At 55.5% G+C, this 16,577-nt stretch carries 14 protein-coding genes and 1 pseudogene; 7 read left to right on the top strand and 8 right to left on the bottom strand.

Annotated elements, in window-relative coordinates; all coding sequences use genetic code 11:
- The first annotated feature begins 41 nt into the window (after positions 1 to 41).
- From rffA to R0J92_RS12240, 5 genes are all read left to right on the top strand, one after another.
- Positions 42 to 1,190 carry a dTDP-4-amino-4,6-dideoxygalactose transaminase gene (gene rffA / locus R0J92_RS12260; RefSeq protein WP_411051868.1) on the top strand — a complete coding sequence of 383 codons (1,149 nt, stop codon included), beginning with the start codon at positions 42 to 44 and terminating at the stop codon, positions 1,188 to 1,190.
- Between the two features lies 1 nt (position 1,191).
- Complete coding sequence (locus R0J92_RS12255; protein WP_411051867.1) at positions 1,192 to 1,758, top strand: acyltransferase; 567 nt, start codon at positions 1,192 to 1,194, stop codon at positions 1,756 to 1,758.
- Between the two features lie 23 nt (positions 1,759 to 1,781).
- Complete coding sequence (locus R0J92_RS12250) at positions 1,782 to 2,675, top strand: hypothetical protein (RefSeq protein ID WP_411051866.1); 894 nt, start codon at positions 1,782 to 1,784, stop codon at positions 2,673 to 2,675.
- 1,006 nt (positions 2,676 to 3,681) lie between these two features.
- A complete protein-coding gene (locus tag R0J92_RS12245; protein ID WP_411051865.1) occupies positions 3,682 to 4,467 on the top strand; it encodes a hypothetical protein in 786 nt (261 codons plus the stop codon).
- A gap of 340 nt (positions 4,468 to 4,807) precedes the next feature.
- Positions 4,808 to 5,998 carry a hypothetical protein gene (locus R0J92_RS12240; RefSeq protein ID WP_411051864.1) on the top strand — a complete coding sequence of 397 codons (1,191 nt, stop codon included), beginning with the start codon at positions 4,808 to 4,810 and terminating at the stop codon, positions 5,996 to 5,998.
- Positions 5,999 to 8,178: 2,180 nt separating this feature from the next.
- On the opposite strand, the gene R0J92_RS12235 is transcribed toward R0J92_RS12240, so the two are convergent.
- Entirely contained in the window at positions 8,179 to 8,784 is a 606-nt protein-coding gene (locus tag R0J92_RS12235; protein ID WP_411051863.1) for a hypothetical protein, read from the bottom strand.
- A gap of 829 nt (positions 8,785 to 9,613) precedes the next feature.
- Here R0J92_RS12235 and R0J92_RS12230 point away from each other — a divergent pair.
- Positions 9,614 to 9,847, top strand: coding sequence for a hypothetical protein (locus R0J92_RS12230; RefSeq protein ID WP_411051862.1), 234 nt, complete (start codon positions 9,614 to 9,616; stop codon positions 9,845 to 9,847).
- Between the two features lie 27 nt (positions 9,848 to 9,874).
- Here the strand turns inward: R0J92_RS12230 and R0J92_RS12225 are convergent, their stop codons facing one another.
- Positions 9,875 to 11,620: a type I secretion protein gene (locus tag R0J92_RS12225; protein ID WP_411051861.1), complete on the bottom strand. Its 1,746-nt coding sequence runs from the start codon at positions 11,618 to 11,620 to the stop codon at positions 9,875 to 9,877.
- Positions 11,621 to 12,471: 851 nt separating this feature from the next.
- Between R0J92_RS12225 and R0J92_RS12220 the strand changes: the two genes are divergently transcribed.
- Positions 12,472 to 12,765, top strand: coding sequence for a DUF1330 domain-containing protein (locus R0J92_RS12220; RefSeq protein WP_317385619.1), 294 nt, complete (start codon positions 12,472 to 12,474; stop codon positions 12,763 to 12,765).
- 427 nt (positions 12,766 to 13,192) lie between these two features.
- Here the strand turns inward: R0J92_RS12220 and R0J92_RS12215 are convergent, their stop codons facing one another.
- The 6 genes and pseudogenes from R0J92_RS12215 to R0J92_RS12190 all read right to left on the bottom strand — a co-directional run.
- Positions 13,193 to 13,540, bottom strand: coding sequence for a hypothetical protein (locus tag R0J92_RS12215; protein ID WP_411051860.1), 348 nt, complete (start codon positions 13,538 to 13,540; stop codon positions 13,193 to 13,195).
- Positions 13,541 to 13,585: 45 nt separating this feature from the next.
- Positions 13,586 to 14,362, bottom strand: coding sequence for a peptidoglycan-binding protein (locus R0J92_RS12210; RefSeq protein WP_411051859.1), 777 nt, complete (start codon positions 14,360 to 14,362; stop codon positions 13,586 to 13,588).
- A 71-nt stretch (positions 14,363 to 14,433) separates the two neighbouring features.
- The gene (locus tag R0J92_RS12205; RefSeq protein ID WP_106163722.1) at positions 14,434 to 14,760 is read right to left on the bottom strand and encodes a hypothetical protein; all 327 of its coding nucleotides are present in this window, start codon (positions 14,758 to 14,760) and stop codon (positions 14,434 to 14,436) included.
- 9 nt (positions 14,761 to 14,769) lie between these two features.
- A complete protein-coding gene (locus tag R0J92_RS12200) occupies positions 14,770 to 15,177 on the bottom strand; it encodes a DUF4376 domain-containing protein (RefSeq protein WP_411051858.1) in 408 nt (135 codons plus the stop codon).
- Positions 15,174 to 15,509 (bottom strand): hypothetical protein, encoded by a 336-nt coding sequence (locus tag R0J92_RS12195; RefSeq protein ID WP_411051857.1) that lies wholly within the window; start codon positions 15,507 to 15,509, stop codon positions 15,174 to 15,176. Before R0J92_RS12195 ends, R0J92_RS12200 begins: the two co-directional genes overlap by 4 nt.
- Positions 15,510 to 15,521: 12 nt before the next feature.
- Positions 15,522 to 16,577, bottom strand: a pseudogene (locus R0J92_RS12190) (hypothetical protein); the annotation flags it as partial.

Below are 16,577 nucleotides of genomic sequence, written 5' to 3'. Positions count from 1 at the left end.
AGTGAGCGCCGGAGCTTCTAACTGGAAAGGCTGTGCTGGCCGTGACTTCGAACAAAGTCCCATTCAACCGCCCCTCATTCGTCGGACAGGAACTGCGCTGGGTCACCGATGCCATCGAGCGGGGTCAGCTCTCCGGGGATGGTCACTTCACCCATCTGTGCAACGAACAGATCCGAACCGCCACAGGTGCCGCTGCGGCCTTGCTGACGCATTCCTGTACTGCCGCTCTGGAAATGGCGGCGATCCTGTGTGACCTTGAGGCCGGTGACGAGGTCATCATGCCGTCGTTCACCTTTGTCTCGACGGCCAATGCTGTCGTTTTGCGCGGTGCAGTTCCGGTATTTGTCGACATTGACCCGAACACCCTGAACATTGATCCCAAACGGGTTAAAGCGGCGGTTACATCGCGCACCCGTGCGATCATCGCGGTCCACTACGCTGGTTTCCCTGCCGATATGGATGCGCTGGCAGAGATCGCGAGGACGCATGAGCTGGTGCTGATCGAGGATGCCGCTCAGGCCTATGGCTCCACCTACAAGGGACGGCCCGCAGGATCGCTTGCGGATATGGCCGCCTTCAGTTTTCATGAGACCAAGAACATCATCAGCGGTGAGGGCGGTGCGCTGACCCTGACACGGCCCGATCTGGTCGAACGTGCGGAGATTATTCGCGAGAAGGGAACAAACCGGTCCCGGTTTTTCCGTGGTCAGGTTGATAAATACACCTGGGTTGATCTGGGATCGTCCTTCCTGCCCGGAGAATTGATTGCCGCCTTCTTGCATGGTCAGCTGGAAATGGAGGCCGAGATCCGTAGCCGCCGCTGCGGTCAATTTGATCGCTACATGGCGGCGTTTGCCGATCTCGAAGCCGAAGGGCGGCTCAGACGGCCGATCATCCCGGAGCAGACCACAGGCAACGGCCATATGTTCTATCTGCTTTTGCCGGATCAGGACACGCGCGACGATCTGATCGCATTTTTGAAAGAGCGCGGCATTGGCGCCCCCTTCCACTACGTGCCTTTACATTCCTCCCCCGCCGGTCAGAAATTTGGTCGCGCCGACGAGGAACTGCCTGTGACCCAGGACACATCGGATCGTCTCCTGCGGCTGCCCATGTTTTTCTCTCTCGGCGCTGATATCGAGGGCGTGATTGATGCTACCACCGCGTTCTTCAAGCGCGGTGGGCACTGACATGGCCTATCTCACTCAGGCACAACTCGACACCATGGGCTTTGCCAGCCTTGGCCACGATGTGAAGATCAGTGACAAGGCCTCCATCTACAACGCCGAGCAAATGACCCTCGGGGATCATACCAGGATCGACGATTTCTGTGTCGTGTCTGGCTGTGTGATCACGGGCCGTAACGTCCATATCGCGCCATTGTGTCTGGTTGCAGGCGGAACCCCGGGGATTGAATTCTCCGATTTTTCCGGCCTGGCCTATGGCGTTAAGATCTTTGCGCAATCTGACGATTACTCCGGCGCCACCATGACAAACCCAACCGTACCAGCCGCGTTCAAATCGGAAACCAAGGCGCGTGTCTCTCTCGGTCGCCATGTGATCGTCGGCGCAAATGCGGTTGTTGCCCCCGGTGTTTCACTGGCGGACGGGACAGCCGTTGGTGCAGGATCGGTTGTATTGGCATCAAGTGCGCCGTGGTCGATCATGGCAGGCGTTCCGGCCAAGCATATCAAGACCCGGTCTTCCGACCTGCTGGCCCTCGAAGATGAGCTTCTTCTGCAGGCGGAATCGCATTGACCAAATCCAGACGCCCTAACTACGTGATATATGCCCCCGATTTCGATCCAGATAGCGGCGGCGCGATATTCCTGCACCAGCTGGCTCATGCATTGGGTCAGCTGGGCGAAGACGCTTCGCTGTGGCCCTGGAATGTGCCGAGCCGGAGCGACACCAGAAAGCATCTGCGACGCATCATCCGAAACCCAGGCCTGCTCTGGCAAACGCCCGTCGGAAAACTGATGCGCGACCCGAGCATGCAAAGCCGAATAGCCACCCACAAGGATCTGCGCTCCGACACGATTGTGGTCTATCCGGAGGTCACACTCGGCAATCCGCTGCAGGCCCGCAAGGTCGCCCGCTGGCTGCTCTACAAGCCCGGACTGAAGGACCCGTTCCAGTTCACCGAGAATGAAATGTTCTTTCGCGCCGGGGAGATGTCCGATCTGCCTGAGATGACGGGCGGCGCCGAAGACCTGTTTCTATGGCGCCGCAATCCGGTCTATCGCAATGAGAACAGACCAGAGCGAAACGGCGTTTGCTATATGGTCCGCAAGGGGCATGAGAAAGAGCGGATCCCGGAAACCGAGGATCCCGCAGCCATCTGCATCGACGGCCTGTCCCATGAAGAGGCTGCCGAGGTCTTCAATACGTGCCAGATCTTCTACAGCTACGATGAGGCCACACTCTACTCTCAATATGCTGCCATCTGCGGCTGCACGAGCGTCATTGTCCCCGGCTTCTTTCGAGATCGGAGCGAATGGGTCGCGTCACATCCGCTCGGTCGGGTTGGCGTTGCATATGGGCTCGACGATTTGGATCATGCCCGCCAAACCCGTAGCCAGGTGCAGGGCGTCCTAGACGCGCAGGAACAAGCCGGGCTGGACACAGTCAGGCGTTTCATTTCCACGACACAAGCCGGTTTCTCCGTAGCGTAGTCACAGCTGCGGTCGCGAACCCAGAATTGAACGCCTCTCCAGTCCTGAACTGAACCGTCGGGAGCAGGTAAGTCACAAACAGCTGATGGGCCTCCATGTTAAGTGAGGCGGCCTACCTGAGTAGGTACAAACAATGCCGAAGCAGAGCCCAAGGCGTTGATGTGAAACTCTCCAGCATTTTCAAAGTGGTACGGGCGGCGGGACTCGAACCCGCACGGCTAAAGCCTGGGGATTTTAAGATTTCGCCTTTTCCTTTGTTTTCAACAAGTAGGTTACACAAAAAACAAAGCCCCGCACCGCAAATAGCGGTCCGGGGTTGCCTAGCTGGGGGAGACGATTTGGGTCGACTTAAAGCACTTCTGACTCCAAATGTTCCCGTGCCTCTTTGAATTTCTCCGACCGACCGTGTTTGGCTGGGAATCGATCAAGCAAGTCGAAGCTGATCTTCATCCGCCATCCTGTCGACGATCACTTCGCGAATAAACCTGCTGCACGCTGTGCATAGCCTGATTAAGGAAGCCAGCCCGGAGCGGTGATTGGTCCAGAGCGCAGCATGAAACCAAGCGTGACGCCAAGGGCGGAGAGCGGACGTTCGCTGCACGTGTGAACGCATCCTGCCTCGACACCGAAGCGGACATTACACCAAGATCCTCCCGCTGAGCCGCTCGTTATCTACTCAAAGGGCGGAGGCCAGACTGTCGCTACGGCCTCATGAGCAACCATATACGCCGCTACAAGCAGACATTTCTCATACCACCCACATTGGCGTCATTGATGGGTGCGACCGGCCTGCGAATTTGATTAGTTGCAATAGCACCGTGCAGTTACCTACCGCGGTGCATAGCCGGTCCACGCGAGCGGGTTCTCAGACGCACGCGCACAGGGTAGGGACGCACAGGCAACATAGGGATCGAAATGTCACAACTTGGCGCTCAAGGTCGTTGATATCGATCGAAAAAGGATGATTCTTATTTAGAGCAGCGCTTCCGACAATGGAGTTTGAGTAGTGGACGCAAAAACAGAGCTTGGCTACGGGAGTGATATTATTTCCGCAATGGATAATTGGGGTGAAAAGACGTTGGCGCCTGTCTCAATTCTCATGGGGAAGCACGTGGAGCAATGCGTTAAGAACCGACAGACATTCAAAGAGAATGATATAAATCTGACTCAGGCGCATGCGTCGGCTTGCAGTGCATTTCTAAACTTCATCTCACGTTGCTGTGGAAAGCAATTTGATGAAGTAACCGGTGCCCCGGCGCAACAGCTTGACCTTATAACGCACTTCATACACGGCATAAATCTTTGTGAAATAGCGATTGTTGAAGGACTATACGCGCAGGCCGCGACCCTTCTGAGACAAGAGCATGAGTTGATCTCAGCGGTGCAGGAACTCGGCATTTCGAAACGAAAGGACGGCAAGACACCACACGCAACCGTCGGCCGACTGAAAAACATGGGGAAGGTCTATGGTGAACTGAGCGGCGCGGCGCATGTTTCTCAATCCCAGCTCATGCACGACATAATCGCCACGGAGATTGGCGACCGGAAAGGGCCGTCTGTAGTCCCACTATTCCATCGTGAACTTGCGCGGAACCTGTATGCTCTGCATGTGTCTTATATTTGCCAGATGACCTTCATCGCAGACGAAGTTCACGGCGCACTTGGAATCGGACACCTTATTGAGGAGGAGAAATCCCTCCTCGTAGTCGCGACACAAATTCTACATGAAGAGGGATTGATTGAAATTGAAGCAGATGAAGTTGGTGAGGCATTTCTGAAAGGAGTTTCCTGAGGGTTGCGGTCATTTTTCCAACCACAATTCATCCATGTGAACACCGCCGTATTTGTGATTTTTTCTCAGGTGTTCAAGTGATTGACATGCAATACTGACTGCGATCCGTCCTCAGCTGTGCTGCGAAAGCTCGACTGGTATGGGGCGGGCGGGACGCTATGCGTGGAATGACCACGTGCTTGCCCCTGCTGCATCGCGGCACATTTGCTTTGATCCCAGCTCGACTGCTCCCTTTATGATCCGAGGTTGGTCAAGAGCAGAAAACGTTTTTGAATTCTACTTCACCCGGGGAAAGAACAGAATAAAGTGCTCTGATCCAGATTCAGAAAGAAAATGATTCATGCTCAAGCCTCATGACAACGATCCCCTGGCTACACTGCGCAGGCGGATGGCAAAATCTCTAAAAGGCTTCGAAAGTGGTCTGCCTGAAGGATGTGACCCTTGGAAGCTGCGAGGCGGCCGCGCTGACCCGAAGCTCTTTCCGGTCCCCGAGTTAGTTCTCTTTGCTCTTCGCGACGTAATGGGGTTCACTTGGAGCGGTCCTGGAGAGAAGGTGCGTTGGTCGATCTATGCGACTGTCGAGGGTGAACCATTCGTTTTTGAACTCCGCAAATTTGGCTTTGCGATAGATCATCGCAGCGACGTTCCGTCGGCGCTCCTGAAGCGGGTTGTGGGGCAACTATCCTCGTCGCTGCGCCTACTTGAGCCTATTCTTTCCCACTTTGCGAAAGTGCAAATCGCTGACGGCAACCTTACGCTTGAAAATAGGCTGGCAGAATTCGATAACCGGTATCGCTACTTTCGTGATCTTGCCGACAGTGCGTTCGGAACGAAACCCAATTTGACGTCAGACATCGCGCCAACTACTGACAGCTCCAAGGAAACGGAAGACTTTTCCGACCTGACCGCCCGAATGAATCGAGCTTTAGCCCGTGAGCAAGAAGGTTTTTTTGCTTCTGCGGCAATGGTGGACGCATACTTCAGCAAACTTGAGCATCGGGTGCTCTTGCTGCGTGCATTCATTGGCCGTCCGCTCGCCTCGGGCGACTTCGAGGCGTTCTTGCAAAAGACTTGGGACGAGAGGTTGCGCGACGTAGCAAACTTCGAGGCCGATCCCGCTCGTGGACACCTTTTGGGACGATTGCGGGACGTTAAGGCGGCAATCCGAAATCCGCTTGCGCATGGAGGTGTCGAAAACGACGGAGGTGCGTTCTACTTTCATATGCCACGCATTGGGGCAATCCCGGCGAACTTGTCGCGTTATCGTGGGCGTCTACGTATGAGTTTCTTTCCGATTGCTGATACGAATCATACCGAGATTTGTGCCCTATTCGACGAGGTGGATGAGCTGCTTGAGCAGGGCCCCCTCGAGCTACCAAACGAGTTCGTTCGATGGGGGATTGACCCTCAATTCGATAGTGGTTCCATCGAGCGCTACGCCCAAGCTCTTTCTGGGGGCGCGGAGACCGTCGATGCGCTGGTTGCTACTCTCAGCCGCGAATGGGAACGCCACGCCAATTATGAGCACTAATTTCTGAGTTCCTCCACTATAACACCGCCATAGTTCGCTTGGTTCTGAGGACTGCCCGCTTGGGCGCCTTTTGTCGGCTTGAAGTGACCTGCGCTTGCGGGCATGCAGATGGCAGTAAGGTCCACATCGCCAACTTCGAGTTGCTGACCGATTTTGCGCGAGGTCGCCGAAGTCCGCTTTTGGAACGCTGTGCTGAGGCATTGGTAAGCTGCGTGAATGTCTGAAACGGGCCGGTTGTAACGTTTGCTAACAACGGTGTTTTTTCCAATACAGATCCCAGCGAGCTGCCCAACCTCCATCTACCATCGCGCAATTTATGTCTCCCACTCTTGGAGATACGCACCAAGAAGCCGTGCGGTTTCCTCCGGCAGAGCCGTCAGATCGGCATGTAAGAGTTGGCCCTGTCAACATGATATGTCCGTGCTTGCTCACCCCAGTTCGAGTACCCAAGATGGTGACCAGCGCGTCGCGGGCGGTTTCAGCACTTGCGCTCGGGCATGGATGGCCGGACGAGCAGGTACCATCGAGTTCTCTAGCTGCGATACCCGACAAGCGTAGCCGTGGCCCTTCCTCGCACCAGATCGGGCCATCACCATCCCAAACATGGGTAGGTGTACATTCGAAGGTCTGACCGCGCGAAATGATCGGTACGTCTGCTTTTAGACAGAGAGGAGCCATGGCGGTTACGGCTAAACACAAAACAGCTTGTGGTATCTGAACGCTTGTGATGGCTGAATCCTTTATATGTTTGGCTTTCCATGGCGTCAGTAGTCTGTTTGCATTGTCGAATACAGCCAAGTGAAGGATGGCAAGCATGATCTTCTTATATACTGAGGATGTCCGGAATAACGGACCGCGCTTTAATGTTCTGAGGTTGGAGCGAAAGGCCGCTTGGTATACCTGATGCTATATTCAGCGATAGATAGCAATTGATGGTTCTGTCGCGGTTTTTCCATTTATATTTCAGCCATGAAAGTTAGCATCCCAGCTGTTTCTTGATAGAGTTCACGCGGGCAACATTTTTAGGGGTGCTTTGGCCACACAATGCCTCACATGGAACCCCATCTTTGTCGCCGTCAGCTCTAGAATAGCCACAGACGCACCATTGGTAGACGGCTTCTTCGCAGCTACGGACTTTCCCACAGGTTTTGCCACACGTATAAGATTGCGCCGTTTGGTAAGAGTTCAGCCGTGTCAGCAGATCCTTCTCCGCGATGCTCTGTGTCGCGAATAGCGCCAGCGCTGTGACTGAAAGTAGCTTTTTCATAGACCTGTCACTTTTTTGAAAATCAGTGTGTAGCGACGTTAAAGCGCCGCGAAGCTTTATAGTCAAAGATCATAACAGCCGCGGGTTAATGACCGGCGAACGATTACTGACGCTTAATATCGTCGGCATTTGGGCACGACGAGGGTGCCGCAATGCGGCGAACAAATTACTGACAGAAGGCGGCAAAAGGCTAGGAGCGCCCCTTGCCTTCCGGTCAGGCCCGGACTTTGCAAAGGTCACGTTCTGCGCTCCGCCGACAACTGTTCCTAGCGCTGCCTCGCCTTGACCACCAGAGCAGCTCGAATGTCCGTTCCTGGGAAGCGTTTTGCGGCTACAGCGAAGTCTTCGCTACGCCTAGCACTAATGATTTCAAAGGGCCGATGTAGCGTGCATCGGGAAGGCGATTTCCTAGTTCGCAAGGTCGACAGCTGGCCGCCATCCACCGTCACTATCTGATGGAGATGGGCCAAATTGGAGCGGTGTTGGCGCGGATCGAGGCGGCTGGTGGAGGGATGCTTCGAGAGGTCGTACGCTCCCATTTTGGCTATGAGGAGACTGAATTGGCAGAGGTCATCGGATATTCCCTCGGATCGATTTGAAACCGCATCCGGATCAGCTAAGCATCGCCTGAAGTAAATGCAGTGTCGGAGCGCGTTCGTCCGCGCTGCAGCCGTTCGACGGTCAAGAACACTGCATGCAGTATGAATCGCGGCATTAACGGGCCGGACCGCAGCACCTAGGCGAAATTTTGGTATCTTGCTGGGATGGTGATCTCGGCCCCACCCACTGTCCTGCTGTCGCCCACTAAACCGACCGCATGCCAAGAGCCTGGAACTTTGTTCCGGGCTCTTCCGCTTTCTTCAGGTGGATGAGCTCTCAGTCCTATCATAGTTATAGATAGTAACTTCGGAGACTAGAACTTTCTACATCCGCTTGAAGCAATCTCACCAGGTTCGACAGGGTGCCCAGGCTGCGGGTTGAGAATAACTGGCTGGATACCGGTAATGTGTCGCATGCAGGCGTCGACAGAAGCCTCTGCCATCCTTCGTCCACCAACGTAGATGTCGATCCAATCGTGTCCTTGGTGCCCGGAATGGCAGGGGCCATCCTGCGGTCGATGCCCATCTCCGCAAAGATCTTCTACGATGGCGTACTTTCGCAATCTTTTAATGTAGAAGCGAGTTCCGGCTGGATAATCCATGATACTACGCCCACCCTTTTTTACGTGTCCAACGGCGAGAGTAACTGGATCGGAATAGGTTCCGGCTCCTCCTGCTGAACGGTGTATCACCGGACGAGCGATCTGGGCCGAACCGCGTGGCGTGTTGTCCCAGTAGCTGTAGCCCGTCAGATAGGCGTTCATCGGCGTCTCCACAGGAAGCCTTGATATGTCTCGATACCCGAGAGATGTGCTCGCTCGATTAACAACATCGAGACCGTGGGAGCGAGGTGTGCCGCAAGCAGCCAAAAGCGCCAAGCTCAAGACCGGTGCAAATTTTAATTTACGAAATGTGTTCATTGTTTACTCCTAACCGGAAGGAATGGAACTTGTGCCGTTAGCTTGATGAAGACTGCAGGCACCTCTATCGGTAAACATTCCTGGTTTCTGAGGAGCTAAGTTTCCAAATTAGATACAATGTAATTAATTTAAATTATTGAATTCGTGCATTCCATCGACTTAGCAGGAGCAGTGGCCGATGAGTTATTGAATGCGTGAAAAAAACAAAAATTCAAAATCTGGAACAATTAAAGAAGCTTGAACATATATTGTGCCACCAACAACAACGCACCCTAAATGTAGATTCGCTCCATCGATAGTATCGGTATTTGGAATGGTGACCTGATAGATAACGTACCCATTCCACGCAATACGTGCTTATGCGTGGCATGGGTTATTGTTTTATTTACCAGTTTCTCAAATCCTAGGCTGTGCGCTTACAGACCTGGGAACATTGATATGTGTGCAAAAACTGCCTCTGAAACCGCGAAAAAATTCTTTAGAAAAATTCTTTGGACGGGGTCTAGTAGGCCTATATCCGAGAGAAGTAGGCACCCTCCTCACAGAATGCGAGATCGGCGAACACTGTTCACACTAAAGTCCGAAACACTGCAAGATCCCGAAGCCGCCAGTTCTACAAGCTCGGCTATTCTGAACTATGAGCAAGTGCTCGCTTACACTTTTCTTTACGCATCAGAACAGCTTACAGACTTTGACAAGCGAGATGACCTCTCGAATGCCGTGGCCAGAGCGGACCGGCAGTCAGTGCTTCATGCTCTACTTGAAGCTTACCTGCACATGGGAAGCACGCCAGATCAGCAAGCCTTGTTTAATCAAGGGGTCCATTGCGATGTATAAGTTCTATTCTGCGAGCGGAGTGATTGGCCTTTCTCGCTACGAGGATGGCCGGGATCTTCCTGAACGCTTCAATGATGGCAGTCGTGAAACCATACCTTCTGCAGGCTGGTCTTCGGAAGAATGGTTGGCAACCATGCTCACACAGCTAGTAGAAGAAGAGAATATGAACCTTGAGCAACTCATGTCACATCTGGCGACTATGGGTGTAGCCGATGATCGAGGTTAGCGGTAGCGTCGAACCTATTGTGTCCTACTAAAGCAGTAGCGCCAGCAATGGCAGCAAGCCCAAAGCGATTGCCGCGATCCCCAAGCCACCATCATCATCAAAATCCTCATCTGGTTCGGGTGATGGCTCATCCACAGGTGGTACATCACCCGGACCAGACGTTAACGACTCAATGAGTGCTTCGGCGTCGTAGACCCCGTCAATCTCCCCAACCTCATCTTCGACTATACCTACGGCTTCCCAGTAGACCTCCATCTCTTCAGTCCAGGTAGGTTGAGAGACCACCACGCGCATGACTTCTAAGCTATCGAGATCGGCGTGAAGAATCCCGTTATTGAATATTTCGTTCTCAATCTCTTCAGAGGTCGCCTCTTCAACGTTCGCGTTTGCATTTCTACTACCGGGTGTGTCTCCCTCGTCAACTCCGAGGTAGGTTACTGAAATGTTCTCGCCACCGCTCAACAACCCCGAAAGATCGAAGTCGTTTGACGTAACCTCTTCAGATTTCGAAGTTAAGAAGAGCACCAGTTCGTCTGGGTTTCCGAATGCGTGCACATCGATTGTAGGGGAAGAGTATTCGGTTTCTGAGTTCTCCGAACCCACTAGGTCTATGGATCGATTTCCGGGCAAGCTCTCTTCCATCATCCGAAACATCTCACCGCCGACGGTGAGCTCATCGTGTTCGAATCCGGAACTTAATGCGTTTCGAGTGTTTTGAAGTAGAGGCCAAGCGTGAGCAGTGTCGACACCATGCTCAGGGAACTGCTCTAGGATTTCCAGCATTTCATGCGCTTGTCGCAAGCCATAGTCGGTGTCAGGGTCAAGTGAAGGAGTGGATTTCAAATTCCACTCAGTGACATATGTGTCGAGGTCTTCGTTCCTCTCAAGCCACGTACTTTCCACAAGCCTGGTAGAAAAGTCACGCATCTCGGGGTTGAGTTCGCCTCTTGTGTAGATATGGGACGATACTCCGTCGATCTGGTCAATTTCCTGATCGTCGAACTCATTCATGATGAGCGCATTGTTAACCTTTGACCAGTTGATCTCACCGCTTGAAAAAGTGAAGCCTTCGCTAAAGTCTTGACTGTATTCTTCAGACAACGCGCTCAAGACTGCCTCAGGTGTATCTAAATCGTCGTAGGAACTATCCAATCTTGCAAAGTCGAAGTTAGTTCCTGCCTGTACGACAACATCTATGTCTCCTGTGTCGAAACCCATGTCTTGAGAGTCTGACAAAGCTTGATCAATAACCGAAGACATCTCGCTAGACAGCCGGCCATACTCGACGGATGACATTTGCCCCGATCCCCAGTACTCGTTGCCGATCTCGAACGCTGCAATTTCACCGTTGCCGTGCACTCCACGTACGACATCGCGAACAAAACCATAGAGCTCCTCATGATCAAAATCTGGTTCTCGGTCTCCATTTTCGTCAGTGGATTCAGAGAGATAAGTTCTTGTCGGGATGACAACAGTCGTCGATATTCCGAGTTCCCCTGCAGTGGTTAGCCAATCATTGAGTGGGATCAGATTCACCGGTTCGCCGTTCTCAGGATTTATGCCAGAGGAGCTATTGGGGTTCGAGATATCGAAGTACTCTTCAGTAACTGATCCTCCCGGAAAACGTACCGTTTCCACCCCCAAATCCTGGACTAACTGCCGATAAGACTGATCACCGTCTAAGGTATCCCTATGGAACAGAAAATTCCCACCAAAATTATCTTGTGTGAAATTTGATCGGAATTCTGGGTTTGCACCAATGGCAGTCGACATCACAGTTCTCCAAGTGTGGGCATTGCTGAACTTGCGCCAAAATTGCCAACAAAATGGAAACGATAAAAATTTACTGTAATTCGGCTTCCTTAGGTTAATTAACCAGGCCTGAGGAGAATTTTTTGTTTTTATTTGACGAGATTCGCACTCTTGAAATATAGTCGGGTTGGAAAATCTTGTCCTGACACCTGATACAATGGATATCTGAGATCAAAGGATCGCTGAAGATAAACTCAATGGAGAGTGCTCCGTACGATGGAACTGAGATACTCATCTATGTGCACAGCACCTTCAGGAGAGCCAAGTTCTTCTGTATTGGTTCCTCTAGCTCGGTTAGCATAGGGGTCCAGCATCTGACTCAATTCAATGAGGGATGCTGGGTTCTAATTGATGACACAGGCAACGTGATTGCGGGTTGCACTGTATCCAAACAGGAGCCTAGCGGATGGTTACCCTGGACAGACTGACAACTTTCGGGTGTTTTGCGATATAGAATAGTGAAGCGAGCATGTCGCGTGTTTGCTGCGCGGTGTGCAGCATTGCTATGGCAGAACTTGCAGTCTTGAATGTCCGTACTTGGGAGATCTGCCGATTTCCTTCACTCTTGCAGCGAAGGCTTCACTGCGCCTTGTCTGAATGTCGAGTTTAAGCTGCGGACCGGTCATCCCGCTGGTCGGACTGAAGCCTGAAAGCTCAAGTTTCCGGTGGCCGCACCGCCGCAAGTCCGGTTTGAGCCCTTATCAGCCCCCGTAGATGCCGACACTGACGATAGGAATGCGCCGCTGGCGACTAAAGAGTATGCACTCTAAGCTGCCTGGGCAGCCTGATCATGCGCAATGAAGGAGAGCATCGTGACAGCATACATCATTGGCCAGATGGAGATTCACAGTCGGGATTGGATGGATGAATATTTTGCGAAGATTCCTGACCTGGTGAAACGTCACAACGGGGCTTTCAAGGTCCGTGGCGGCAAGCCGGAGCAACTTGAAGGGGAGGGCAAGATGCCTGATGCTGCTTTCGTCATCGAGTTTCCAGACCGCAGTCATGCTACATCATTCTGGAATTCAGACGAGTTCCAGTCTCTTGCGGTTCTGCGACGCACTGGCTCCACACTGAACGCAATCCTCACTGATGCGGTGGAGTGATCGCATTTCGGCTTCGCCCCACCTCTCCGCCGTTCAGCGCGCGATCAGCTCAAGTGCCGAGGGCCCGGCGCTATGGCAGGGCCCTCGTTTCGTGGGTGTATGAAGTCCACGCAAAGTCCGGGAGGGTATAAGTCCCGTAGCTTCAGTTTGCACACCGCAGCCTTTTGGCGCCAGTAAATAGACCGCAAGCAAAAACAAACAGCGATACAGACTGGCCCGCCAATCAGTGAGGATCAGTCAGGTTCGCGCCTTCGCAACGGGTTCCTGTTTTCGAAGGACTCCCCAGCCGTTGCAGGCGGAGCATTCGTGTACCACGCCGCTCCGGCTGGTCTCCTTCCCATGCCCATGGCAGGCCGGACAGACCTTCGCCGAGGCGCTGCCACCCCGCCGACGGGGCGAAGGCGAGGTGGCAGCGAGTGACGGGCGCTTAGTCAATGTATCGCTGGATGAGACCAGCCAACTTGCTGCGCGCGAGGTTCGACAGAACGCTGTCGTCTGGCCCGAGGCGCAGGATGGCGTCGGGCACAGACCTTTTGGCATGCTCCACGGCCTCGCGGATCAGAACGTCCGCCGCTTCATTCGGCCCCCGCTCGACACCGGCGCGAATGCCGCTCATCAGGGCACTGTGCAGCGCCTCGCGGTGGCGGGCCTCAATATCGAGCCCCCAGCGCTGTTTGGCGGTATGGGCGGCGCTTCCGATCAGAGCGGTCAGAAGCACACCCAGGCCGCTGAGCACGACGGGGAGCAGCTCCTGGAAAAGTTCATTCAGGTTCATGGGTTGGTCCTTTTCAGTTTGAGAGATGAGAATGCCGATCCCCGATCAAAAGCGGAGAATGGCCAGGAAACGCCGCAGCCAGTTGACGCGCGGTGCGGGCGATTTGGGTTTGGGAGACACGTCTATGGGCGGCAGCTTGCGCAGCGCCTGGTGCAGTGCGGCACGGGTCTTTGGTCCGCTCACCCCGTCCACCGTCAGCTGGGCCGCACGCTGGAAGGCCCGCACATCTGTCGGACCATGACCGAGCAGGACCAGCTGCGCCCTTTGGGTCCAGTCCCGCCGCTGAGCGTAGTGGTTGTATCCGCCGTTCACCTTGCAGGTGATGCGCTTCACGTCACCCTGATCGGCGAGCGCATTGAGGCCGCGGGTGGTCCAGTACCAAAGCGCCACCAGCCCCTCCCACGGATCGGTCAACACCGCGTCCGGGTCTGCCTCAAAGTCGGGTGCGGTGTGGTCGATCCCTCTCGCCCAAGCGGTGAAGGCGCGATAATTCCACCGCCCGGTGATCTGGATGGGACCGCGCCCGCGCAACAGATACCCATCGCCATCCCGCTCCGGCGTGTTGCCGAGATCCGTGCGGATGTCATATCGCGCCTGCGCGGCAGTCGGCCCCCATAGCTCGCGGTCGAATCGGAACGCCCCGCTCTCCACCAGCACCTGCCCCAGAAGGCAGGCAACCCGGTGTCGCCGGTTCAGGCCAACGTCGCTGCCGTAGGCATTCAGCGTCTTCAGGAACGACACGGCGTTGTCTGCCTGCGTGCTCCCTTTCGGGATCTTTCCGGTGATCTTCTGCAGGGTGTCAAATGTCAGGATTTGCATCATGCTGCCTCCAAAGAAAAAGCCCCGCTCAAGGCATGCTTGGCGAGGTGTGAACGGTTTGATTTTTGCGGGATTTAGCGGATCGGCAGGCGCTCCATGCGCTCCAGCCGGTTGTCGATCTTGTTTAGAGTGGAGAGGATCAGAGACAGGCGCTCATCCTGACGGGCGAGGCTTGTTTCATTGGCGCGCACACGCCCGGTCAATGCGGTCTGCCGCGCCTCTGATGCAGTCAGGTCGACCCGCAACCCGTTGATGGTTTGGGCAAGGCTCTCGGTTTCTCCGCGCAGTGTCGCGACCTGCAAGCCGACCCAGAGCCCCGCGCCCACCAGCCCGCAGGCGACGGTCCAGGCAAGCGACTTGTTCAAGGTGATGCCGCGGTCGCTGTTTTCGATCATGGTCATGTCCTGTCCTCAGATTGCCAGCGCCGCGCCAAAGGCCGCCTGGATGTCAAAGCCTGCCGGATCGCCCGACGCTTCGATCTGCGCGGCCACTGTGGCCTCGGCGGCAAAACAGGCCTGAATGTGCTGCACCACGGCTTGCGCCGCCGCCTCGACCTGCGGCTTTGTCAGCTCGACAAAGCCGGTGGGTGTTTTCCACGCCAGCGGCGCGCTGATCATGCCCTGCTGCAGGGCGCTGACCGCGCCGGAGAGCGACAGCCGCGTCGCCTCATCGCCCGGCACTTGCAAGCCACCCGGCAGGACCACGCCTGCCACGGAACACTGCCAGCGAATGTCGGCGAGCTTTGCCAGCGCCTTGGCCCGGTCCTGTTCGATGCGCGCGGCGGCGGTGACCACTTTGGAAAAGTCGATATTGCTCATGCCTCGCCCTCCGGTTCATCCGTTGGGGCCTGCTCCACCTCATAGGGCGGCAGGGGCACCGGCCCGTCGCCGGTCAGTGTCACTGGCTGCGGAAAGCGGGTTTCCTCTGGCGCGTCCGCACCATGCGGCAGGATCAGGGTCAGGTGGAGCGTACCGTCCTGGCGAGTGACTTCCGAGGCCAGCCAATCGCAAGCCACCGCCTCGCGGGGCAGCACGTCGCCCTCTGACAATGCGGTGAAGTCGAAGGCCTCGCCGTTGAGGGTCAGCACGTCGCCGTGCCGGGTTGCGGTCAGCGCCGTGTCGCAGCGCATGGGTGTGATTGAGATTTGCATGCGGTGTCTCCTTTAGAACCAGCGGCCGATGGCCATGGCGCGAACGGTGCGATTGGTAGAGGCGCTAGGTGCAAACACGGTTATGTCGGCGTCCGCAAAGCCAAGCACGCGAAAGCTGCCCCAGTGTGTTTGGCTGTTCCCCATGGACGTAACGGCTCCGGTCACCGAACCGGCACCGCCGGAGAAGGTGGCCGGAAACGCCCAGGCGAGAGGAGAGGCGTTACGATAGATGGCTCCGGTGGCCGTTGTGACATCAACAGATGCAAAGTCGGGCGAGATGCAGATCTGAGTGCCATCCGCAAAGCGCACATATTCCCCGTTGGCGTTGCTGCCGCGCTCGATCACCGCGCCGGTGGGCGTGCCGCCGAAGTGCGAGACCGTGCCCAGCAGGTTCTCCGAATGCAGCAGCTGCGCCCAGCCTCCGAAGCTGTTGCCGGAGGTGCGCACCAGGATCTCGCTGGATGCATTCGGCGCTGACGAACTGCCGCGCGCCGCTATCTGCACCCCCCGCCCCGCATTCCGGCGCAGCTGCAGGAGTGCGCCGTCAAAGGGCCAGCCATCGGCAGCCGCAATGTTGTAGAGACCCGCCGGGGCGTCCAGTTGTGCGGGATCTGCTAGGTTTGGCGGGTTCGTGGTCAAAATTCCGCCCGCGCCCGTGGTCAGCAATTTCCCGTCGCTTGCATCAACGGCGCTGGCCTGCACCGCCGCGCCGCTGGCGCGACCGGCGCTGTCGAACTCGATAGCCTCCTGATTACCTGCCATCAGCGCCAGCCGGGAACTGCCCGCCGCATTGCCGATGGTGGTCTTGTTGCCATCGGTCTGCACATAGAAGTTCGACGCCACCCCGTCGCGGAATCTGGCCAGCACGCCGGGCGCGCCCAGCACCTCCAGATCGGTGAACTTCGCCGCTTCCGGATGGGTCAGCCCCACGGAGACGCCATTGATCGCGCCCTCGATGGCGGTGACGTTGTTCTCCAGGAACTCGATAAACGCCAGCAGCTCATTGCGATGGGTGACCGCGAAGTGCTGGAACAGCGCATACATCTTGGCGTCAAAATCCGCCTCCGG

It is taken from the genome of Tritonibacter sp. SIMBA_163 (assembly GCF_046535935.1).
In the GTDB taxonomy this organism is placed as follows: Bacteria; Pseudomonadota; Alphaproteobacteria; order Rhodobacterales; family Rhodobacteraceae; genus Epibacterium; species Epibacterium scottomollicae.
Note: the sequence above shows the minus strand (reverse complement) of the source record. Positions and strands in the feature narration are given on the sequence as shown.

Excerpts from the sequence above, each read along its gene's own strand:
- R0J92_RS12255 (WP_411051867.1), top strand. The coding sequence starts at position 1,192 with ATGGCCTATCTCACTCAGGCACAACTCGACACCATGGGCTTTGCCAGC.
- R0J92_RS12240 (WP_411051864.1), top strand. The coding sequence starts at position 4,808 with ATGCTCAAGCCTCATGACAACGATCCCCTGGCTACACTGCGCAGGCGG.
- R0J92_RS12235 (WP_411051863.1), bottom strand. The coding sequence starts at position 8,784 with ATGAACACATTTCGTAAATTAAAATTTGCACCGGTCTTGAGCTTGGCG.
- R0J92_RS12230 (WP_411051862.1), top strand. The coding sequence starts at position 9,614 with ATGTATAAGTTCTATTCTGCGAGCGGAGTGATTGGCCTTTCTCGCTAC.
- R0J92_RS12225 (WP_411051861.1), bottom strand. The coding sequence starts at position 11,620 with ATGTCGACTGCCATTGGTGCAAACCCAGAATTCCGATCAAATTTCACA.
- R0J92_RS12215 (WP_411051860.1), bottom strand. The coding sequence starts at position 13,540 with ATGAACCTGAATGAACTTTTCCAGGAGCTGCTCCCCGTCGTGCTCAGC.
- R0J92_RS12210 (WP_411051859.1), bottom strand. The coding sequence starts at position 14,362 with ATGATGCAAATCCTGACATTTGACACCCTGCAGAAGATCACCGGAAAG.
- R0J92_RS12205 (WP_106163722.1), bottom strand. The coding sequence starts at position 14,760 with ATGACCATGATCGAAAACAGCGACCGCGGCATCACCTTGAACAAGTCG.
- R0J92_RS12200 (WP_411051858.1), bottom strand. The coding sequence starts at position 15,177 with ATGAGCAATATCGACTTTTCCAAAGTGGTCACCGCCGCCGCGCGCATC.
- R0J92_RS12195 (WP_411051857.1), bottom strand. The coding sequence starts at position 15,509 with ATGCAAATCTCAATCACACCCATGCGCTGCGACACGGCGCTGACCGCA.